18 protein-coding genes are annotated in these 20,506 nt (G+C 74.3%); 6 read left to right on the forward strand and 12 right to left on the reverse strand.

Annotated features, from left to right (window positions below; all coding sequences use genetic code 11):
- Positions 1-86: 86 nt before the first annotated feature.
- Positions 87-989 carry a 4-hydroxy-tetrahydrodipicolinate synthase gene (gene dapA / locus ACZLKG_RS10200; protein ID WP_463648699.1) on the reverse strand — a complete coding sequence of 301 codons (903 nt, stop codon included), beginning with the start codon at positions 987-989 and terminating at the stop codon, positions 87-89.
- A gap of 363 nt (positions 990-1,352) precedes the next feature.
- On the opposite strand from dapA, the gene ACZLKG_RS10205 reads away from it, so the two are divergent.
- Positions 1,353-2,699: an MFS transporter gene (locus tag ACZLKG_RS10205; protein ID WP_463648700.1), complete on the forward strand. Its 1,347-nt coding sequence runs from the start codon at positions 1,353-1,355 to the stop codon at positions 2,697-2,699.
- A gap of 24 nt (positions 2,700-2,723) precedes the next feature.
- On the forward strand, positions 2,724-3,476 hold the full coding sequence (locus ACZLKG_RS10210; RefSeq protein ID WP_463648658.1) for a GNAT family N-acetyltransferase: 753 nt from the start codon (positions 2,724-2,726) through the stop codon (positions 3,474-3,476).
- Positions 3,477-3,518: 42 nt separating this feature from the next.
- Here ACZLKG_RS10210 and dapB read toward each other — a convergent pair whose 3' ends face one another.
- The 7 genes from dapB to ACZLKG_RS10245 form a co-directional block, all read right to left on the reverse strand.
- Positions 3,519-4,301 (reverse strand): 4-hydroxy-tetrahydrodipicolinate reductase, encoded by a 783-nt coding sequence (gene dapB / locus ACZLKG_RS10215; protein WP_463648659.1) that lies wholly within the window; start codon positions 4,299-4,301, stop codon positions 3,519-3,521.
- A gap of 43 nt (positions 4,302-4,344) precedes the next feature.
- A complete protein-coding gene (locus ACZLKG_RS10220) occupies positions 4,345-4,833 on the reverse strand; it encodes an OsmC family protein (RefSeq protein ID WP_463648660.1) in 489 nt (162 codons plus the stop codon).
- A gap of 170 nt (positions 4,834-5,003) precedes the next feature.
- Entirely contained in the window at positions 5,004-6,521 is a 1,518-nt protein-coding gene (locus ACZLKG_RS10225) for a M16 family metallopeptidase (protein WP_463648661.1), read from the reverse strand.
- A gap of 139 nt (positions 6,522-6,660) precedes the next feature.
- A complete protein-coding gene (locus tag ACZLKG_RS10230; RefSeq protein WP_463648662.1) occupies positions 6,661-8,994 on the reverse strand; it encodes a polyribonucleotide nucleotidyltransferase in 2,334 nt (777 codons plus the stop codon).
- Between the two features lie 217 nt (positions 8,995-9,211).
- Positions 9,212-9,481: a 30S ribosomal protein S15 gene (rpsO, locus tag ACZLKG_RS10235; RefSeq protein WP_425708754.1), complete on the reverse strand. Its 270-nt coding sequence runs from the start codon at positions 9,479-9,481 to the stop codon at positions 9,212-9,214.
- A 201-nt stretch (positions 9,482-9,682) separates the two neighbouring features.
- Positions 9,683-10,321: a response regulator gene (locus ACZLKG_RS10240; protein WP_463648663.1), complete on the reverse strand. Its 639-nt coding sequence runs from the start codon at positions 10,319-10,321 to the stop codon at positions 9,683-9,685.
- Complete coding sequence (locus ACZLKG_RS10245; protein WP_463648664.1) at positions 10,318-11,562, reverse strand: sensor histidine kinase; 1,245 nt, start codon at positions 11,560-11,562, stop codon at positions 10,318-10,320. The genes ACZLKG_RS10240 and ACZLKG_RS10245 overlap by 4 nt, the downstream gene beginning before the upstream one ends.
- A gap of 156 nt (positions 11,563-11,718) precedes the next feature.
- Here ACZLKG_RS10245 and ACZLKG_RS10250 point away from each other — a divergent pair, with 156 nt between their 5' ends.
- Together ACZLKG_RS10250 and ACZLKG_RS10255 are read left to right on the forward strand one after the other, a co-directional pair.
- A complete protein-coding gene (locus ACZLKG_RS10250; protein WP_463648665.1) occupies positions 11,719-12,813 on the forward strand; it encodes an ABC transporter permease in 1,095 nt (364 codons plus the stop codon).
- Positions 12,814-12,876: 63 nt separating this feature from the next.
- On the forward strand, positions 12,877-13,584 hold the full coding sequence (locus tag ACZLKG_RS10255; RefSeq protein WP_463648666.1) for an ABC transporter ATP-binding protein: 708 nt from the start codon (positions 12,877-12,879) through the stop codon (positions 13,582-13,584).
- An 88-nt stretch (positions 13,585-13,672) separates the two neighbouring features.
- Here ACZLKG_RS10255 and ACZLKG_RS10260 read toward each other — a convergent pair whose 3' ends face one another.
- Positions 13,673-14,683 carry a bifunctional riboflavin kinase/FAD synthetase gene (locus ACZLKG_RS10260; RefSeq protein ID WP_463648667.1) on the reverse strand — a complete coding sequence of 337 codons (1,011 nt, stop codon included), beginning with the start codon at positions 14,681-14,683 and terminating at the stop codon, positions 13,673-13,675.
- 222 nt (positions 14,684-14,905) lie between these two features.
- Between ACZLKG_RS10260 and ACZLKG_RS10265 the strand changes: the two genes are divergently transcribed.
- A complete protein-coding gene (locus tag ACZLKG_RS10265; RefSeq protein ID WP_463648668.1) occupies positions 14,906-15,562 on the forward strand; it encodes an MBL fold metallo-hydrolase in 657 nt (218 codons plus the stop codon).
- A gap of 50 nt (positions 15,563-15,612) precedes the next feature.
- Positions 15,613-16,632, forward strand: coding sequence for an inositol monophosphatase family protein (locus ACZLKG_RS10270; protein WP_463648669.1), 1,020 nt, complete (start codon positions 15,613-15,615; stop codon positions 16,630-16,632).
- A gap of 59 nt (positions 16,633-16,691) precedes the next feature.
- On the opposite strand, the gene ACZLKG_RS10275 is transcribed toward ACZLKG_RS10270, so the two are convergent.
- The 3 genes from ACZLKG_RS10275 to rbfA all read right to left on the reverse strand — a co-directional run bounded on the left by ACZLKG_RS10275 (position 16,692) and on the right by rbfA (position 20,333).
- Positions 16,692-18,245: an HNH endonuclease gene (locus tag ACZLKG_RS10275; protein WP_463648670.1), complete on the reverse strand. Its 1,554-nt coding sequence runs from the start codon at positions 18,243-18,245 to the stop codon at positions 16,692-16,694.
- Between the two features lie 349 nt (positions 18,246-18,594).
- Entirely contained in the window at positions 18,595-19,665 is a 1,071-nt protein-coding gene (gene truB, locus ACZLKG_RS10280; protein ID WP_463648671.1) for a tRNA pseudouridine(55) synthase TruB, read from the reverse strand.
- On the reverse strand, positions 19,662-20,333 hold the full coding sequence (gene rbfA / locus ACZLKG_RS10285) for a 30S ribosome-binding factor RbfA (RefSeq protein ID WP_463648672.1): 672 nt from the start codon (positions 20,331-20,333) through the stop codon (positions 19,662-19,664). Before rbfA ends, truB begins: the two co-directional genes overlap by 4 nt.
- Positions 20,334-20,506 lie beyond the last annotated feature (173 nt).

Consider the following 20,506-nt stretch of genomic DNA (forward strand, 5'->3'; position numbering starts at 1 on the left):
CGACCGCGGGCCGGGCACGGACGGTGCCGGGCCCGCGGTGCGTCTTCCCGGTGCGCCGCAGTGCGTCCGCGGGGTGCGCCGGCGCCTCAGGCGGAGAGGTACCCCTCCGCCTCGAGGGTGGCGCGCAGCTCGGCGACCTCCGCCTCGGTGGCGCCGACGAGCGGGAGGCGCACGGTGGGGTGCGGGATGCGCCCCCGCAGGTGGCTGGCGTGCTTCGACATGACGGCGCCCTGGCCGGTGCCCATGATCGCCGCGACGAGCGGCTTGACCCGGTGGGCGACGGCGCGCGCGCCCGGCAGGTCGCCGGCGTCGACCTCGCGGACCATCTCGACGTACTTCGCGGCGGCCACGTGGCCGACCACGGAGACGACCCCGGACGCCCCGTGGGCGAGCCATGCGAAGTTGAGCGCGTCGTCGCCGGAGTAGTACTCCAGCCCGGTGCGGGACATCGTCTCGAAGCCGGCCGGCACGTCGCCGGTGGCGTCCTTCACCGCGAGGATCTGCTCGTGCGCGGCGAGCCGGTCGAGGGTCTCCGGCTCGAGGCGCACGCCGGTGCGGCCGGGGATGTCGTAGACCATCACCGGCAGGTCGGTCGCCTCGGTCACGGCCACGATGTGCTGGTAGACGCCCTCCTGCGAGGGGCGGTTGTAGTACGGCGCGACGACGAGCAGGCCCTTGGCGCCGGAGCGCGCGGCGCCCTCGGCGATGCGTACCGCGTGCGCGGTGTCGTTCGAGCCGGCGCCGCCGATGATCATCACCCTGTCCCCGACGGCCTCCGTGACCGCCCGGACGAGCGCGTCCTTCTCGGGCTGGTGCGTCGTCGGCGACTCGCCCGTGGTGCCGTTGAGCACGAGGGCGTCGCACCCGTCCTCGACGAGGGCGACCGCGAGCGAGACGGCCGCGTCGACGTCGAGCTCGCCGTCGGGCGTGAACGGGGTCGCCATGGCGACGGACACCGAGCCGAAGCTGCGCGAGGGGTGGTAGGGCATCGTCATGCTGGAACGGTACCCGCGGCGGTACCCGGACGGCGGGAGCGCCGGGCTGAGCGCCGGGGCCCGATCTCACCGGCGACCACCGTCCGGCAGCCGCCCCGGCACGTTCGTGCTGATAACTTGGCCGACGTGACAGCAGCTTCCGCGGCCTCCTGCGCCGCTGTGACCAGGACGTCCCGCTAGCGGCGGGACGTCCCACCTCCTCACCTCGAGACGTCCAGCCGCTTCGTGATCAGACCGGAGCGGCACCTTCGTGCTGCTCGCACCCCCTGAGCAACGGAGTACCTGGTGACGTCACCACTTCCACCTTCACGCGGGCACGGCCCGTCCCCGGCACGCGCCTGGCTCGTCCTGTGCGCGATGTCGATGCTGCAGTTCTTCATCGCGGTCGACGTGACCGTGGTCAACATCGCGCTGCCGTCGATCGGCGACGAGTTCGGTGTCGACGCTCGTGCCCTGACCTGGGTCGTGGTCGGATACACGGTCACCGGCGGCGGCCTGCTGATGCTGGGCGGCCGGCTCGGCGACCTGCTGGGCCGACGCCGCACGCTGCTGGCGGGCACGACCCTCTTCGTTGCCGCCTCGCTGCTGGCGGGACTGGCCCCGTCCTTCGGGTGGCTGGTCGGCGCGCGCCTGCTCCAGGGCGCCGGCGAGGCGATCGCCCTTCCGGCGGCGATGGCCACCATCGTGCTGATGTTCCCCGAGGGGCCGCGCAGGTCGCGTGCGCTGAGCGTGTGGGCAGCCGTCGCCAGCTGCGGCCTCGTGCTCGGCCTCGTCCTGTCCGGGATCATCACCGCCCAGCTGGGCTGGCGGTGGGTCTTCCTCGTCTCGGTGCCCTTCATCCTCGTGGTGCTGGTGGCCGCGCTCGGCCTGGTCGAGCGCGACCGTCCCGTGTCCCGCGGCGCCGGGTCGATGGACGTCCCCGGGGCCGTGCTCCTGACCGCCGGCCCCTTGCTGTTCACCCTGGGGGTGATCGAGGCGGGCGAGCCCGGTGCACCCGCGTGGGTCGCTCCGGCAGCCCTGGTCGGGGCGGTGCTGGCCGGTCTCGCGTTCGTGCGGGTCGAGATGCGTTCGCCCGACCCGCTGCTGCCGCTGTCGTTCTTCGCCCACCGCGGCCGGGTGGCAGCGAACCTGACCACGATGCTGCTCAGCAGTGCGTTGTCGACCTCGTTCCTGCTGTTCACGTTCTATCTGCAGGACCGACTCGGCATCGGGCCCCTGGGCGCCGGCCTGACGATGCTCCCGCTGGCGGTCGCGCTCATCGCCTTCGCCACGCTCGTGCCCCGGCTGCTCGGCAGGTGGGGAGCGCGCGCCTGCGTGCTGGCCGGCCTCGGCCTGACCGCGGCCGCGATGGTCGTGATCGCCACGGTGGCGGCGGTTGATGCCGGTGCGGCGCCGACGGTCCTGGCGATGCTGCTGATCGCCGCGGGCATGGGCCTCGGCCTCGTGGGCCTGCAGTACGTCGCGGTCAGCGGCGTGACCGACGACGACGCAGGGACAGCCTCTGGAGTACAGCGTGCGGCCGACCAGCTCGGCGGTTCCGCCGGCGTGGCGGTCTTCGTGGGCATCGGATTCGCGCCCGCGCTGCACGGCGGGGACCCGTTCGTGGTCGCCACAGCGCTGGCCGGGCTCGGCCTCCTGGTCGGCGCGCTGCTGGCCTGGCGGATGCCCGGACCTGCCACGGCCGTGCCGGCGCAGGAGGGGTGACGCGTGACCTCATAGGGTGGTTCGGTGAGCGACCACCACGACGACGTCCTGTCCTCCCTCGCGGCGGGCCGCACGCCCGAGGGGCTGCCGACGACCTCCCGCGGCGGGCCCGACGTGTCGGTACGGCCGACGATCCCCTCCGACGCCGACGACCTCGGCGCCATCCACACCACCACCATGCGGGCGGCCCTGGCGGCGGGGGCCGGGATCGCGGCCGACGACGAGGCGCTGTCCGTCATCGACCCCGGCGACCTGGCACTGGCCTGGGCGAACGCCGCCGCCGTGACCGAGCCCGGTCACCACGTGCTCACGGCTCTCGACGGCAAGGACGTCGTCGGGCTGGCGGCAATCGCCCCGGCCGCCCCGGCGACGCAGGACGAGGCCGAGCAGGCGGCGCAGGCGGGCGACGCGGCGCAGGCGGACGGCACGGCGCAGGCGGACGGCACGGCGCAGGCGGCACAGGCGACGCAGGCCGACGAGGCGCCGTCCGAGGCACTTCTGGCGGCGCGGCGCGGGACCCTGCTCGAGATCCTCGCCCTGGAGATCAGCCCCGGCGCCGAGCGGGTGGGGCACGGGTCCAGGCTCCTGGCGGCGTGCGCGGACCTCGCGCGGGACTCGGGAGCGACCGCGTTGTCGATCTGGGTGGTGCGCGGCGACGATCCTCGGCAGCGGTTCCTCGACGCCGCGGGCTTCGCGCCGACGGGCCGTCGCAGGGAGATCCCGGTCGGTTCCGCCGAGGCGGTCCAGGACGAGTGGTGGGCGACCCTCGGCGGCTGAGTCAGCAGTGGGCGTGGGCCGCGCACCCGGCGCGGCACCCGCTCACAGCTCGAGCAGCGCGTCCAGCCCCCGGGTCAGACCCGGCCGGCCGCCGATCTGCCGCACGGCCAGCAGGACGCCGGGCATGAAGCTCGCGCGATCGAACGAGTCGGTGCGGATCGTCAGCTGCTCACCGGGGTTCCCCAGGAGGACCTCCTCGTGCGCGACGAGGCCCCGCAGCCGCACGGCGTGCACGTGCACGCCGTCGACGGTGGCGCCCCGCGCCCCGTCCGGATCGGTCTCGGTGGCGTCCGGTGAGGGGGCCACGCCCGCCTCGGCCCGCGCCGCGGCGATGCCGCGCGCAGTGCTCAGCGCCGTCCCCGACGGGGCGTCGACCTTGTCGGGGTGGTGGAGCTCGACGACCTCCACGGACTCGAAGTACGGAGCGGCCTGCCGGGCGAAGGACATCGCCAGCACGGCGGACAGCGCGAAGTTCGGGGCGACGAGGACGCCCAGCGGCTCCTCCCCCGAACCCGTGCGCCGTTCGTTGACCTCCCCCACATAGGTCTCGAGCTCGGCCAACGCCTCGTCGGTCCAACCGGTGGTCCCGACGACGGCGCTCGCTCCTGCGTCGAGGATCGCCCGGACGTTGTCCCCGCTCGCGCTCGGCACCGCGAACTCGACCGCGACCGTGGCGCCGGCCTCCCGGACGCCGGCCGTGACGTCGTCCCCGGCGTCGACCTCGGCCACGAGCTCGAGGTCCTCCGCGCCTCGCACGGCGCCGGCCACCTGCTGTCCCATACGGCCTGCCGCCCCGACGACCGCCACCCGGATCGATTCGCTCATGCGCGCCACGATACGAGTCTCGCGGTCGTCGGGGGCAGGCTGCTCATGCCGCGGTGACGAACCAGTCCTCGTTGATCGTCAGGTTCGCGGCGCGGAAGAGCCCGAGCGCCGGGCAACGGCGGCCGGCGGCGGCCTTGAGCTCCTCGACCTGTGCCTCGGTCGCGGACGTCGTGATCCGCACGGTGACGTCGACGACCTGGATGTTCGGGGCGACGTCGGCGGTGCCGAGGAAGCCGCGGGTGTCGAGGTGGCCGTCGACGTCGATCTCGAGGGACTCGAAGGTGATCCCCAGCTCGCCCGCCACGACCTCGACGACCACCGCGAGGCAGCCTGCCGTGCCGCCGACGAACAGGTCCATCGGCGACGGCGCGAGGTCCGTGCCACCGATCGCCTCGGGCTCGCCCGTGGCGTACTCGAAGTGCCGCGACGTGAGGTCGGTGTGCAGGTTGCCGCGCCAGATGCCGCGGGCCGCGGGCACGGACTCGTGACTCGCGGGGATCGTGGGGGCCTGGGCGTCGATCGTCGTGGTCATGTTGTCTCCTCGAAGCATCTCTCCCGGGCCGGTCGGCCTGGATGACCACCACGATCGCGAGGCCGGGCGGGACCCCGCCCGGCTGCTCCGGAACGTCCCACGATCTGGACGAGGGTGGGCCGGTGGAGCGAGCGCGGGCGGCAGGTCTGGCCGGGGCCGGCGCCGGGGCGCTATCCGAGGAGCCCGTCGGCGGCATCGGGGGCGACCGGTCCCACGACCGTGGCCGCTCGGTCGCCGGCGGCGATGAAGGCGGCCATGTCCGCCACATCCCGGGCGCTCACGGCGTCGATGAGCTCGATGGTCGCGTCGATGGAGGTGAGCTCGCCGCGCACGATCTCGGCGTTGCCCAGGCGAGACATGCGCGCCCCGCTGTCCTCGAGCCCGAGCACGATGCCTCCCCGCAGCTGGCCCTTGGCGCGCGCGAGCTCGGCCTCGGCGGGGCCGTCACCGGCGAGGTCTGCGAGCGTCCCGGCCAGCAGCCTGGCGACCTCCGGGACTGCGTCGGGCGCGCAGCCCGCGTACAGGCCGGCGTAGCCGGCCTCGGCGTAGGAGGTCGACCACGCGTACGTGCTGTAGGCCAGGCCGCGGCGCTCGCGCACCTCCTGGAACAGGCGCGAGCTCATGCCGCCGCCGAGGATCGTCGTCGCGAGAGCCAGGGCCCAGCGGCGCGGGTCGCCCGCGCGCAGCGCGGGAGCACCGATGACGACGTGCGCCTGCTCGGTGGGTCGCACGACCGTGATGGCACGCGGCTGCCCGGTCGGCTCCGACCCGGTCGGTTCCGACCCGGAATCGGACGCCACGGGCCGGCCGCGCGTCGGGTCGAGCGCGCTGCGCCGCGGGGCGGGCGCGGCCGACGCGTGGAGCGCCCAGCCGCCACGCCCGAGCTGCTCGGTGAGCCGCTCGCACAGCTCGTCGTGGTCGAGCGATCCGGCCGCGGTCAGCACGAGCTCGTCGCTGCGGTAGTAGGAGCGGTAGTGCTCGGCGACGACGTCGCGGGGCAGCGCCCGCACCGACTCCGGGGTGCCTCCGACGGGGCGGCCCAGCGGGTGTCCGCCGAGGACCGCGGCCGCGAAGCGCTCGTGGGCGACGTCCTGCGCGTCGTCCTCGGCCGCCGCGAGCTCGTCGAGGATGACGCCCCGCTCGTTCTCGAGCTCGTCGGCGTCGAGCGTGGCCGAGGTGATCATGTCGGTGATGACGTCGAGCGCGAGGGGCGCGTCGTCGTCGAGCACGCGAGCGTGGTAGCAGGTGGACTCCTGGCCGGTCGCCGCGTTGGACTCCCCGCCGACGGCGTCGAACGCCTCGGCGATGTCGAGCGCGCTGCGCCTCGCCGTGCCCTTGAAGAGCAGATGCTCGAGCACGTGCGTCGAGCCGAGGTGGCCGCCGGTCTCGTCCCTCGCCCCGACGGCGATCCACGCCCCCAGCGCCACCGAGCGCTGGCCGGGGACCTGCTCGGTGAGGACTCGGACGCCGCCGGGCAGGACGGAGCGCCGGGCGAGCGTGCCGCCGGCCTCCCAGCTCAGCTCGGTGCCGGGCGACCCGGCGGGGGCGACGACGAGGGGCCGGGTACCGCCGTCACGTCCGCCGTCGACGCCGGATCCGCGGTCGGTCGTGGGCGCGGGACCGGACGGCCGGTGGTCGGGGCGGGCGCCGGGCGCGCCGCCGGTGATGATGCGGGGGTCGTAGGGCATCGACCAATCGTAGGCCGGGACCCCGGCAACCGGTCCCGCGCCGACGGGGGCCGGGCCCTTGACGGGCCCGACCCCCGGTCGGTGGTCGAGTCGCGCGACGCCGATGGGCGACGCGCTCACTCGCGAAGCAGAACCGCGCTCACTCGTCGGAGTCGGCGGCCGCGCTGCGGGTCCGCGTGCGCGGACGACGCTCGCGCGGCGCGCGCTCGCGACGGGCCGGCTTCTCGTCGGCGTCGGCCTCCGGCGCGGAGCCCTCGGCATCGGCGGCCGGGCCGGACTCGTCGCCCTCGACGACGGCGTGCAGCGAGAGCTTGCCGCGCGGGTCGATCTCGGCGAGCTCGACCTGCACCTTGGCGCCCACCTGGAGGACCTCCTCGACGGAGTCGATCCGGCGGCCGCCGACGAGGCGCTTGACCTGCGAGATGTGCAGCAGGCCGTCCTTGCCCGGCGTGAGCGAGACGAACGCGCCGAACGACGTGGTCTTGACGACCGTGCCGACGAACCGCTCGCCGACCTCAGGCATCTGCGGGTTGGCGATCGAGTTGATGGCCTGGCGAGCCGCCTCGGCGGACGGGCCGTCGACCGCACCGATGAACACGGTGCCGTCATCCTCGATCGAGATGTCCGCGCCGGTGTCCTCCTGGATCTGGTTGATCATCTTGCCCTTGGGGCCGATGACCTCGCCGATCTTGTCGACCGGGACCTGGACGGTGATGATGCGCGGCGCCGTCGGGGCCATCTCGTCGGGGGCGTCGATCGCCTCGTTCATCACGTCGAGGATGAACAGGCGGGCGTCGCGGGCCTGGGTCAGCGCACCGGTGAGCACGGAGGCCGGGAGGCCGTCGAGCTTGGTGTCGAGCTGGATGGCCGTGACGAGCTCGCGCGTGCCGGCGACCTTGAAGTCCATGTCGCCCTGCGCGTCCTCGGCGCCGAGGATGTCGGTGAGCGCCGCGTAGCGGGTCTCGCCGTCGACCTCGTCGGACATCAGGCCCATGGCGATGCCGGCCACGGGGGCGCGCAGCGGCACGCCCGCGTTGAGCATCGCGAGGGTCGACGCGCAGACCGAGCCCATCGACGTCGAGCCGTTGGAGCCGAGCGCCTCGGAGACCTGACGGATCGCGTAGGGGAACTCGGTGCGGCTGGGCAGGACGGGCATGAGGGCACGCTCGGCGAGCGCGCCGTGGCCGATCTCGCGGCGCTTCGGCGAGCCGACGCGCCCCGTCTCGCCCGTGGAGTAGGGCGGGAAGTTGTAGTGGTGCATGTAGCGCTTCTTGGTGACGGGCGACAGCGAGTCGATCTGCTGCTCCATCTTCAGCATGTTGAGCGTGGTGACACCCAGGATCTGGGTCTCGCCGCGCTCGAACAGCGCCGAGCCGTGGACGCGCGGCAGGACTTCGACCTCGGCCGAGATCGTGCGGATGTCCTTGAGCCCACGGCCGTCCATGCGGATGCCCTCGGTGAGGACGCGCTTGCGCACGACCTCCTTCGTCACAGTGCGGTACGCGGCGGAGAGCTCCTTCTCGCGGCCCTCGAACTGCTCGCCGAGCGCCTCGAGCATCGCGGTCTTGATCTCGTCCTGTCGGGTCTCGCGGTCCTGCTTGCCGGGGATCGTGATGGCCTGCTGGACGTCGGCGAGGACGTGGCCCTCGACGGCGGCGAGCGCGTCGTCGGCGTGGTCCGGGAACAGCGGGAAGTCGCCGGTCGGCTTCGCGGTCGTGGCCGCGAGCTCGGACTGGGCGTCGCAGAGGGCGCCGATGAAGGTCTTCGCGGCCTCCAGGCCCTGGGAGACGACCTCCTCGGTCGGCTTGGTGGCTCCCCCGGCGATGAGGTCGAAGACGTTGTCGGAGGCCTCGGCCTCGACCATCATGACGGCGATGTCGGCGCCGCCCTTGGTCTCGACCCGGCGGCCGGCGACGACCATGGAGAAGACGGAGCGCTCGAGCTCGGAGTAGCGCGGGAACGCGACCCACTGGTCCTCGACGAGGGCGACGCGCACCGAGCCGATCGGGCCCGAGAAAGGCAGGCCGGCGATCTGGGTGGACATCGACGCGGCGTTCATGGCCACGACGTCGTAGGCGTCGTCCGGGTGGACGGCGAAGATGGTGCCGACGACCTGGATCTCGTTGCGCAGGCCCTTGACGAACGAGGGGCGCAGCGGGCGGTCGATGAGGCGGCAGGCGAGGATCGCGTCGGTCGAGGGGCGCCCCTCGCGGCGGAAGAACGCGCCGGGGATCTTGCCGGCGGCGTACTGGCGCTCCTCGATGTCGACGGTGAGCGGGAAGAAGTCGAAGTGGTCCTTGGGGTGCTTGCCGGCCGTCGTGGCGGACAGCACCATCGTCTCCTCGTCGAGGTAGGCGACGGCGGAGCCAGCGGCCTGGCGGGCCAGGCGTCCGGTCTCGAAGCGGACGGTACGGGTGCCGAAGCGGCCGTTGTCGATGACGGCCTCGGCCGCGGTGATCTCGGGTCCCTCCATGAGGGCCTCCTTGTCGGTCGTGCCGCGCCCGCCCCCGACGGTCATCGATCGAGGCCCACGGACGGCGCCGGTGCGCTTCCGGAGGCCACTACCGAGGACCGGACGAACGGCCTGGTGCGGCGGTGTGCTGCGGTGGATTCAGTTGTGTCGCGCTCTGTGTCGACGCCGCGCGTCGCAGAGCGGCCCCGGGCCCCTGCGGGGCCCGGGGCCGATGACGTCAGCGGCGCAGGCCGAGACGCGCGATGAGGGAGCGGTACCGCTCGATGTCCTCGGCGGCGAGGTACGCGAGCAGTCGCTTGCGCTGGCCGATGAGGAGCATGAGCCCACGACGCGAGTGATGGTCGTGCTTGTGGCCCTTGAAGTGCTCGGTGAGGTCCTTGATCCGGCGCGAGAGCATCGCGACCTGGACCTCGGGGGAACCGGTGTCGCCCTCATGGGTCGCGTACTCGGCGATGATCTGCTGCTTGACGTCCTTCGAGAGGGCCATGTGTCTCCAGTTCGGTTCGTTGCACGGAGCTCCGGGGCTTGTTCTCCCGGGCATGACGCATCCGTGGCCGGCTTGACGGCAACGACCAGCCTACCAAGGCCGCGCGTCGGCGCCGGGTCGCACGGCGTGACGCCGCACACCGCGGGTGGTCGGCTGCACAGGAGCTGCGAGCGGTCATCCGCGCAGGAGACCGCGCTCCCGTCAGCCCCGCAGCAGACCGCGCTCCCGGGCGCGGGCGACGGCGGCGGTCCGGCTGTCGACCCCGAGCTTGTCGTAGACGTGCGCGAGGTGGGACTTGACCGTCGCGCGGGAGAGGAACAGCGCTCTCGCGATCTGGTCGTTGGACTCGCCGCGGGCGAGCCGGTCGAGCACCTCGAGCTCGCGGGGGGTCAGGGCAGTGGCGGGCGAGCGCATGCGCCCGACCAGCCGGGACTGCACCGAGGGGTCGAGGACCGTGCGGCCCTGGGCGGCGGCGCGCACGCCGGCCACGAGCTCGTCGGTGGGGGCGTCCTTGAGGAGGTAACCGAGCGCCCCGGCGTCGAGCGCCGCGAGGATGTCGGACTCCGTGTCGTAGGTGGTCACCACGAGCACGGGCGGCCCGCCCGACTCGTGGACCCGGCGCGTGACCGCGGCGCCGTCGGGCCGCCCCGCGCCGAGCTGGAGGTCCATGAGGACGACGTCGACGCTCTCCCCCGTCGCGAGCAGCTCGAGCAGGGCGTCGCCGTCGCCGACGTCGGCGACGACGTCGAGGTCCGGCTCGGCGTCGAGCACCGCGCGCAGGCCGGCGCGCACCACGGGGTGGTCGTCGACGAGGACGACGCGCAGGGTCGCCGCGTTCACAGCGGCACCACCGCGCCCACGGCCGTGCCGGACGACGGGGCCGACTCGACCGTCAACGATCCGCCGACGGCGCGAAGCCTTTCGTGCATGCCGTCGAGCCCGGTCCCTCGGTCGCGCGGTGCGGCGGCATCGGGTCCGGCCTCCCCACGCATCCCACCGTGCACTCGTGCCGGGTCGAACCCGGTGCCGTCGTCGACGACGTCGAGCGCGACGGCCTCGCCGAGGTAGCTGAGCGTGACGTGGGCCGCGGTCGCGCCGGCGTGCTCGACGGTGTTCGCGAGCGCCTGCTGCGCGACCCGCCACAGGGCCTGCTCGACGGCATCGGGCAGGGCCCGCTCGTCGCCGGTGACCGTGACGTCGACCCGGACGCCGCCGGCACGGGTGGTCTGCTCGGCGAGTCGGGCGACGGCATCGTGCAGGCCGGTGTCGACCAGGGGCGAGGGCAGGTCGCGGACGAAGGCGCGGGCCTCGGCGAGGTTGTCCCGCGCGGCCGTGCGCGCGGTGTCGACCAGGCCCCGCGCCTTCACGGTCTCCCCCGCGGCGAGCGCGCCGTCGGCGGCGCGCAGGACGAGCTCGACGGAGGCCAGACCCTGGGCGAGGCTGTCGTGGATCTCGCGGGCCATGCGCTGCCGCTCGGCGGCGACGGCGGAGGCACGCTCCCGCTCGGCGAGGACCTGCCGGGCGGCGACGAGGTCCTCGAGGAGCTCGCGGCGCTGGTCGGCCTCCGCCAGGACGGCGCGTACGCCGAGGACGACGCCGACGCACACCGCGGCGCCGAGCACCGGGCCGAGCACCGCCCCGACGCCCAGCCCGTCCCGACCGGCGCCGGCCAGCACCGTGACGGCCGTGGTGGCCGCGACCGCGACGATCCCGGCGAGCGTGGGCAGGACGTGCAGCTGGAGCAAGAAGACGGGGAAGGCGAGCCAGATCCCCTCGGTGCCCGCGAACCCGGCGGCGAGGGCGAGGACGGTGAGGACGGCGACCCAGGCGACGGCCACGCGCGGACGCACCGGGCGGGCGCCGGCCCGCTCGTGCACGACCGGTCCGAGCGCGAGCCGTCCGACCAGGTGCACGACGCCGAAGGCCAGGCCGTAGGGGGCGGCCTGCTCGCCGCGCCACACGACGAGGGCGGCCAGCACGAGGGCGAGCACGTCCAGCCCGAGCTGCATGGCGCGGGCGGCACGTCGGCCGGGCGGCGCTACGGGCGGCGCGGCAGGCGGCGCTGCGGGCAGGAGGGTCACCGCACCACAGTACGGACGCGGCCGCCGGGACGGATCGGCCGAAAGGTTGAGCGAGGCCTGCACCTCGCGGCGCCTACACCCGTCCCCTCCGGCCGATGTGGGCCGGGGTGGTGCAGCGCGAACCTGGAGCCTCGTCCGACCCGAGGAGCTTCCACCATGTTCGTCGCCTGGCGCGACCTGCGCTTCGCCTCCGGCCGCTTCGCCCTCATGACGGGCGTCGTCGTCCTCATCACCTTCCTCGTCACGTTCCTGTCGGCGCTGACGTCGGGGCTCGCCCGCGAGTCGACGTCGGCGATCGCCGACCTGCCCGCCGACCACCTGGCGTTCGGCTCCGAGGAGGAGCCGAGCTTCACGTCCTCCCAGGTCGACGCCGCGCAGTGGGAAACCCTCGCCGGGGCCGACGGCGTGGAGCAGACGGCGCCGCTCGGGGTCGCCACGACGCGGTCGTCGGTCGACGGCAGCACCGCGAGCGTCACCGTCCTGGGCGCCGAGCCGGGGTCGTTCGCGGTGCCGGGCGACGTCGACCTCGCGGACGGGTCGGTCTGGCTCTCCCCCGGCGCCGCCGAGGAGCTGGACGCCGGAGCGGGCGACACGCTCGCCGTCGCCGGTCAGGACCTCGACGTCGCGGGCGTCGCGGACACCGACGCCAGCTTCTCCCACACGCCCGTGGTGTGGACGACGCTGGCCGACTGGCAGACGGTCGGCTCCCCGGCGTCGACGGGCGGCGCAGGCGCGGGCGGTGGGGACCTCGTGGCCACCGTCGTCGCCCTGGAGACCGCGTCCGGCGCCGACCTCGCCGGTATCGACGCCGAGCTGGGGACCACCACCGTCTCCCGCGGCGACTCGCTGCAGGCGATCGGCTCCTACGCCTCGGAGAACGGCTCGCTCATGCTCATGCAGGGCTTCCTGTACGCGATCTCGGCGCTCGTCGTCGGCTCTTTCTTCACGGTGTGGACGATCAGCCGCTCGGACGACGTCGCCGTGCTCAAGGCCCTCGGCGCATCGACCGGGTATCTGCTGCGCGACGCGCTCGGCCAGGCCGCAGTTCTCCTGCTCGCCGGGACCGTGCTCGGCTCCGGGCTCGCGACGCTCACCGCCTGGGCCATCTCCGGAGTCATGCCCGTCGCCATCGGATGGACGACCACGGTCGTGCCCGTCGCGATCCTCGTCGTTCTCGGCCTGCTCGGCGCCGGCCTGTCGCTGCGCCGCATCGCGGCCGTCGACCCGCACGCGGCGCTCAACGCCTCCTGACCCGCCGCCCCGACCTCACCGGGCCACCCTCGCCGATCCGCTCGCGACCGAAAGGTGTACGCCATGACCTCCACCGGACTCGTCCTCGACCACGTCACGCTCTCCTACCCCGACGGCGACGGCCGGCTCACCGCCGTCGACGACGTCTCGCTCGACGTCGCGCCGGGGACGACGACGGCGCTACTGGGCCCCTCCGGGTCGGGGAAGTCGAGCCTGCTGGCGATCGCCGCCACGCTCACGCTCCCCGACTCCGGGCTCGTGCAGGTGGGGCAGACCGTGGTGACGGGCGCCGGCCGGACGCTCGGCGAGCCGGAGCGCGCCGAGCTGCGCCGCAGAAGCATCGGCATCGTGTTCCAGCAGCCGAAGCTGCTGCCGAGCCTGACCTCGCTGGAGCAGCTCATGGTGACCGCGCACATGCTGGGTGGTTCGCTGCGCGACGCGGAGGATCGTGCGGCCGACATGCTCGCGCGCGTCGGCCTGGAGCGGGAGCTCGGCCGCAGGCCGCACCAGCTCTCCGGCGGACAGCGTCAGCGGGTCAACATCGCGCGCGCGCTCGTCGGCGACCCGGCGGTGCTGCTCGTCGACGAGCCGACCTCGGCGCTCGACCACGAGCGGGGCACGCAGATCGTCGACCTCCTCACGGAGCTGACCCGGTCCACCGGCGCCGCGACCCTGCTGGTGAGCCACGACGAGTCCACGCTCGGCAGTGTCGACACCACCCTGCACATCGCCGACGGCCGCCTGGTCGAGCCGGCCCGCGCGGCGGCGTGAGCAGCAGGACCGGGCGCCACGACCCGAGCGCCTCGTCGTGCCGGCTCGTTCGGGTCCGCTGCCCGGTGCCCTGAGGGGAGGTGGCGGCTCAGGTGGCCGTGACGGAGTCGGGCGCCAGGTCGGGTGGGACCGGGACGCCGAGGATCCCCGCCGCGTCCTCGACGTCGGCACGCATCTGCACCATGAGCGGCTCCATGCCGTCGAAGGCGACCATGGGCCGCAGGTGCGCGACGAACTCGACGACGACCTCCTCGTCGTACAGGTCGAGGTCGCTGCGGCCGAGCACGTGGGCCTCGACGGTGCGCTCGGTGCCCTGGAACGTGGGGTTCGTGCCGACGGAGATCGCGGCCGGCAGCCGGGTGGCGCCGGAGTCCGCGGCACCCGGCGTCTCGAACGGTCCCGGGAGCAGCCAACCGGCGTAGACGCCGTCGGCCGGGACCACGCCGAGATCGTCGGGGGCCAGGTTGGCGGTCGGGTACCCGAGCTCGCGGCCGCGACGGAACCCCCGCACGACGACGCCGCGCAGCCGGTGCGGCCGGCCGAGGATGCGGGCGGCCTGGTGGACGTCACCGGCGGCCAGGGACTGCCGGATCCAGGTCGACGACCAGCGTCGGCCCGTGAGGTCGCAGGCGACCTCGGCGACGAGGACGAGCTCGATGCCCAGGCGGTCGCACAGGTCGCGCAGCACGTCGGCGTCGCCGGCGTTGTCGCGCCCGAAGCGGACGTCCTCCCCCACGACGAGGCAGGCGACCTCCAGGTCGCGCCGGAGGTAGTCCGTGACGAACTCCTGCGGGGTCGCCGAGGCGAACTCCAGGTCGTAGTGCTGCAGGAGGACCCCGTCGAGGCCGAGGGCGGAGAGCCGCTCGATGCGGTCGGCGGCGTTGGCGACGAGGACGAGATCGTCCTCGGGGCGGTGCACCTGGGCCGGGTGCGGGTCGAAGGTCAGCGCGACGGCCGGGAGCGAGCGCTTCGCGGCCTCCTCGACGGTCGCCGCCAGCAGGGCACGATGGCCGCGGTGGACGCCGTCGAAGACGCCGACCGTGAGGACGATGGGGCCGAGGTCGCGCGGGATCTCCTCGGAGTCGTGCCAGACCTGCACCGTTCGCCCTTCGTGTGCGCGCCCCGTCGCCGGGGACGACGCGTCGCGCCGCAGGATCACTGTAGTTCGGCTGTGGCGCGGCTCCGTCGGTCGGGAGGCGGCCGTCCGCCCGACGCCGCCGAGACGCCGACGAACCCGGGGCCGGTGCCGGTGCCGGTGCGCCGACGGCGTCGTCGGCCCGGGCCCGGGACGCCCTGCGGCGCGCGCCGATAGCGTGGGGGCATGCGCGTCACCCATCTCGGCCACGCCTGCCTGCTCGTCGAGTCCGCGGGACGCCGGGTCCTCATCGATCCCGGCACCCTGTCGCCCGCCTTCGACGACGTCACCGACCTCGACGCCGTGCTCGTCACGCACGTCCACGCCGACCACCTCGACGTCGACCGCGTCCCCGCCCTGCTCGCCGCCAACCCGCGCGCGGTCCTCCACGCGGACCCGACCTCGACCGAGGCGCTGCGGCGGGCCGGGCTGAGCACCGCGCGCCCGCTCGAGCCGGGCGGTGAGCTGGCGGTCGGTGACCTGCGGGTGCGTGTGGTGGGCGAGCTGCACGCCCACGCGTTCGAGGCCGTCGAGCGGGTGCCCAACGCGGGGCTCGTCCTGTCCGCCGACGGCGAGCCCACGCTCTTCCACCCCGGCGACGCGCTCGACGCCGAGCCCGGCGAGGTCGACGTCCTCGCGCATCCCCTGTCCGCCCCGTGGTCCGCGTCCCGGGACGGTGTCGGGTTCGTCAGGCGCATCCGGCCGCGGGCGGTGGTGCCGATCCACCATGCGATCCTCAGCGACGCGGGGCGCGGTCTGTACGGGACGCACGTCCGGCGGCTCACCGACCTGCCGGACCTGGAGTACGTCGACCTGGGTATCGGCGGGTCGAGCGAGCTGTGACCGGGTCGAGCGCGGGACCGGATCGGACGAGAGAAGCGGGGCACGCACGGATGACTGCGAACGCGAACGAGAACGTGAGCGCGACCGGTAGCGACCGCGGCGAGCGTGACGAGCGCGCGGGTCGAGACGCGGGCGCCGAGCCGGGTGCGGTCCCCTCCCCGGCCGAGCTGCTCGACGCCGTGCGCGACGCGGCGGGGCAGATCTGCGACTACCTCCTCGGGGTCTCGGGCGCGGCGGCGGAGCGCGAGCTCAAGCGCGACGCCCACGACATCGTCACCGTCCACGACCGCCGCAGCGAGGAGATCGCGATCGAGGTGCTGCGCAGGCACGTGCCCGACTCACGGATCCTCGGCGAGGAGGGTGGCCTCGACGTCGTCGGGGGCGGCCCGGTCCCGCCCTTCTACCCGACGCCGCCGGGCGTGGTGACCTTCGTCGTCGACCCGATCGACGGGACGTCGAACTTCGCGGCCGGCGTGCCGATCTACTGCACGTCCATCGCGGCGCAGGTCGGGGACGAGACGGTCGCCGCCGTGGTGCGGATCCCCGAGCTCGGGCTCGAGGTGCTCGCAGACGACAAGGGCTGCCACGTCCAGACGCACCCGCTCGACGGGAGCCCGACGACGACGCGCCCCGAGCGCGCTCCGGGGCCTGTCGCGCGGACGGACATCGAGTGCGTCGTGGCGTCCGGGTATCCGGGCGTGCGCGACCTCGCTCACCCGGCGACGGCGGCGCACCACGCCGAGCTGATGACCACGGTGACCGCGCTGCGGTCGCTGGGTGCGGGGGCCGCCGAGCTCGCGCTCGTCGCCGCGGGGCGCCTGGATGCGACCTTCGGCCTGCGGACGAGCCCGTGGGACGTGTCCGCGGGCGCGCACCTGGTGCGGGCAGCGGGCGGCGTCGTCGACCATCTCGTGCTCGACGGCGACCCCGACGCCCCGGAGATCCACCGGCCCGGCTACCTGGCGGTGGGTCCGGGGCGCTCGATGCCGGGCCTGGCAGCGATCCTCGACCAGATCGCGGCCGAGCGGGTCGCGGCGGCACGGACCACCGGGACGCACGGCCCTCACTGATCGCTACCCGAGGCCGACGTCGCGCGCTCCCGGCGCCTCACGCGGCGTTCGCATACCCCTCACGGCTCGGCGCCACGTCCGACCTCGCCCGGCGGATCGCCGGTCGGTCCACTTTCAGTCTCGGCCGCACCCGGCGGATCGCCGGACCGTAGGACCCGCGCCGCGACGCGTTCCTTGAGCTCTTCGTGCTGCGCCTTGGTCATCGGCGGAGGCATGGGGCGGATCCGGTAGGGGAACGGCGATCTCGGCACGCTGTACCGGTGACCGGTGGGGGTCCAGACGTCGAGCCGGTCGCCGTCGGCACCGAGCCGGTGCCGCCACCCGGGATTCTGCTTCGCGTAGTTGTGCGCCGCGCACAGCCCGGAGCCGTTCGTGAAGCTCGTGGTTCCTCCGTCGGCGTGCGGTTCCGCGTGGTCGACGTGCTCGGCGGGCGCGTCGCAGTAGGGCTCGGTGCACCCGTCGTCACGCATGAGGATGAGCCGGCGGAGCTGTCCGCCGAAGGTACGTCGCTGCGACTCCATGCTCACCACGCCACCGGTGGCCGGGTCGGTCCAGAGTCGCCGGAACCAGACCCTGGCGGACTCCCGGACCTCGTCGCGGGCGACCTGCGCCGACAGCGGGCCCTGGCCGGGCAGCCATGCGGGCTCGTCGCCACCGGCGAGCGTGCGGTCGGTCATGACGATCGTGAGGTCGACGTCCCGCGGCTCGCTCGCCGAGGCCCCGGTGACGTGCTCGACGAGAAGGTCCGCCGCGACCTGCGCGGCGCTCCGCTCCCCCGCCTCGCCGGCGTTGACGACCGTGGCCGCCTGGTTGTGCAGGGAGGCATGGACCCGGACGGCCTCGACCATCGGCAGGTACGCGGTGAGGTGGGCCATCGAGCCGTCGGCCGGCCGCACGCTCACGCGGCGCCTGTTCCGCTCCCGCCGGTGCCGCAGCTGCGCGGCCTGGTCGTCCAGCTCGTGCGCCTTCTTCCGGGCGTGGTTCTGCACCTGCTTGTCGCCCCAGGTCGGCAGGTCCTCGGCCAGCGCCGCATCGACGCGTCGCCGGTCCTCGACGGACAGGCCGGCCGTCTCGCGGGCGAGGATGGTCGCGCGCCACTCGGAGACGAGACCCTGGCTCATCAGCTCGAGCGTGCACGGCAGCTCGTGGACCAGAGCTTTCGCAAGTCCGAGGTGGCACGATCCGCGGCCGGCCGTCTCCTTGCGGGCGAGGGCCACCTCGGCGGCGAGCCCCTTGCCCCGCTCCTCGATCGGGACGCCGCGCTCCTCCTCCGCCTCCCCACGCACCCGAGCGAGTTCCGCCGCCGCGAGAGCCTGCCCGGCCGCGCTCGCCGCCTTGACCTGCTCGAGGAGCTGGATGTGGTCCACCGCCTCGCGCTCGGTCGCGAACGACGTCCGCACGAGCGCAGGAAGCAGGACGGACAGGTCAGGCAGGTCGGGTAGGTCGGGCAGGTGAGAGACGTCAGGCAGGTCCGGCAGGCCTGGTAGACCGGTGCGACCAGGAGAGGCGTCGGCACTCGGGCCTACGCCGAGGTCCGACGCCTTCGCCCCGTCCGATCCGGCCACCAGGGCCTCGGGATCCTCGGGGACCGGTGCGGACAGTAGCTCGTCCATCTCGGGGGCCGGAGACCGAGGGTCTTCCCCACCGAGTGGCAACCCGTCCGGCGTCGACCCGCCGCCGGCCGGCTTCCCGTCACCAGGCGTGCCCAGATCGTTCAGCGTCATCGTCGACACCTCCCCCGAGGTCCTTGGCCCTACCACCTCTCGTGCGGCGGGCGGGTGCGGCGACCGAACGGCGTTCGATCTGCACCCAGGCTATGAGTGACCACTGACATCGACAGGGCCGCCGATCGCACCTGTGGACGGGCGTGACCTGGGCGAACATGTGGAAACATCGTCGCAGCGCGCATCACAGAGTCGCCAGTCACCCGGCCCGGGAGTCACGGTTCGAGGGGTGACTCGATCAGGCCGGGTCGAGCACGAGCACCGGCCGTGCCCTGCCTCGCTCGTCGGCCAGGAGAGCCACGAGGTGGCCGGCCGGGGCGAAGGCCGCGACGACGGACGCGCCCGACGCCTCGCTGTCGCCGCCGCTCGGACCGATCCGCTGCCCGTAGCGCACGGCCGTCGTCTCGGCCCCGGTGAGCTCGCGCACGCGGAACAGGCGACGCGCGAGCATGCCGGCCGGCAGCGTCGTGAGCACGCCGGCGCCGGGCTCCTCGGACGTCGGTCGGGCTACGGTCCGCTCGCTGGGCCCGGACCGGCCGCCCGCGCCGTCGCCCGACCCCTCACCCGACGCGTCCTCCACCTCCTCGGCGATCGACTCCGCCATGGCCTCGAGGGTCGAACCTTCGTCGACGTCGAACGGCCCCACCGCCGTGCGCCGCAGCGCGGTGAGGTGCCCGCCCGTGCCGAGCTCGGCGCCGAGGTCCCGCGCGATCGCCCGCACGTACGTGCCCGAGGAGCACCGCACGCGCACCTCGACGTCGACGACCGCCGTCCCCTCCCCCGGCTCCTCGGCCGGCACGACGACGCCGCGCGGCTCGCCCACGACGTCGAGCTCGTGGACGGTCACCTCGCGCGCGGCGAGCTCGACGCCCTCGCCGTCCCGCACACGCGCGTAGGCCCGCTTCCCGTCGACCTTGATCGCCGATACCGCGGACGGGACCTGGGAGATCACCCCGGTCAGCCGACCGAGCGCCCCGGGCAGGCCATCCAGGGCGACGTCGATGCTCCCCCCGGGCGCACCGTCGACCTGCCCCTCGGCGTCGTCGGTGGTGGTGCTGACACCGAGCCGGATCGTCGCCTCGTATGTCTTGTCCGCGCCGACCACGTACGTGAGCAGGCGGGTCGCCCGCCCGACGCCGAGCACCAGCAGCCCTGTCGCCATCGGGTCGAGCGTGCCGGCGTGCCCGACCTTGCGGGTCGCGGCCATGCGCCGCACCCGCGCGACGACGTCGTGGCTCGTCAGGCCCTGCGGCTTGTCGACGAGCAGCACGCCGTCCGCAGCCGTGGCGCGGCCGCGCGGGATCCTCACGCGCGGCCGGCTGCGTCGCGGGGCTCGTCGTCGGCCTCGGCGGCGGGATCGAACGGGTCCGCGGCCGGGTCGTCACTGACCGGGGCTCGGTAGAGGTCCTCGTCGCCGTCGATCTCCCCGACGATCTTCCGGTCGTCGTCGACGGCGGGTGCCGGATCGCCGGCGCCCTCGTCGCGGGGCTCCTCGTCGTCGGGCCCGTCGACGTATCCCTCGTCGCCGGCCTCGTCGTCGATCTCTTCCCGGGGCGCCTTGTACGGGTCGGCGTCGCCGGCGTAGGTGGCGTCCGCGGCGGCCGCGGCGATCTGCTCGTCGCGCAGCTTGGCCTCGGCGAGTCGGTCGGCCAGGTCCTGGGCGGTGGTCGGGAGTGCGTCGAGCACGAAGTCCAGGGTCGGCGTGAGTCGCACACCGGTCTGCTTGCCGACCTCGGAGCGGAGGATGCCCGTCGCCGACCTCAGCGCGGCGGCGGTTCCCGCGCGGTCCTCGTCGGAGCCGTAGACCGTGTAGAAGACGGTGGCGTGCTGAAGGTCGCCCGTCACCCGGACGTCGGTGACCGTGACGAACCCGAGGCGCGGGTCCTTGATCCGCGTGTCGAGCATGCGGGCGACGATCTGCTGGATGCGCTCGGCGAGCCGGCGCGCGCGGCCGGAGTCGGCCATGGGGACCTCCACGGGTCGATGGTGCTGCGGTGCGAGAGGAGCCTACGCAGCGGTGGGGCGGTGGGCGAGCCGGAATCAGCCGGCAGGCCGTGAACCGCCGCGGGGGGGGGGGGGGGGGGGGGGGGGGGGGGGGGGGGAGTGAAGGGGGGGGGGGGTGGGGGGGGGGGGGTTTCCCCGCTCCCCCC

Source organism: Georgenia sp. Z2081 (assembly GCF_055326445.1).

Excerpts from the sequence above, each read along its gene's own strand:
- dapB (WP_463648659.1), bottom strand. The coding sequence starts at position 4,301 with ATGAGCGAATCGATCCGGGTGGCGGTCGTCGGGGCGGCAGGCCGTATG.
- ACZLKG_RS10230 (WP_463648662.1), bottom strand. The coding sequence starts at position 8,994 with ATGGAGGGACCCGAGATCACCGCGGCCGAGGCCGTCATCGACAACGGC.
- dapA (WP_463648699.1), bottom strand. The coding sequence starts at position 989 with ATGCCCTACCACCCCTCGCGCAGCTTCGGCTCGGTGTCCGTCGCCATG.
- ACZLKG_RS10225 (WP_463648661.1), bottom strand. The coding sequence starts at position 6,521 with ATGCCCTACGACCCCCGCATCATCACCGGCGGCGCGCCCGGCGCCCGC.
- ACZLKG_RS10255 (WP_463648666.1), top strand. The coding sequence starts at position 12,877 with ATGACCTCCACCGGACTCGTCCTCGACCACGTCACGCTCTCCTACCCC.
- ACZLKG_RS10250 (WP_463648665.1), top strand. The coding sequence starts at position 11,719 with ATGTTCGTCGCCTGGCGCGACCTGCGCTTCGCCTCCGGCCGCTTCGCC.
- ACZLKG_RS10205 (WP_463648700.1), top strand. The coding sequence starts at position 1,353 with ATGTCGATGCTGCAGTTCTTCATCGCGGTCGACGTGACCGTGGTCAAC.
- ACZLKG_RS10270 (WP_463648669.1), top strand. The coding sequence starts at position 15,613 with ATGACTGCGAACGCGAACGAGAACGTGAGCGCGACCGGTAGCGACCGC.
- ACZLKG_RS10275 (WP_463648670.1), bottom strand. The coding sequence starts at position 18,245 with ATGGACGAGCTACTGTCCGCACCGGTCCCCGAGGATCCCGAGGCCCTG.
- ACZLKG_RS10220 (WP_463648660.1), bottom strand. The coding sequence starts at position 4,833 with ATGACCACGACGATCGACGCCCAGGCCCCCACGATCCCCGCGAGTCAC.
- rpsO (WP_425708754.1), bottom strand. The coding sequence starts at position 9,481 with ATGGCCCTCTCGAAGGACGTCAAGCAGCAGATCATCGCCGAGTACGCG.
- ACZLKG_RS10265 (WP_463648668.1), top strand. The coding sequence starts at position 14,906 with ATGCGCGTCACCCATCTCGGCCACGCCTGCCTGCTCGTCGAGTCCGCG.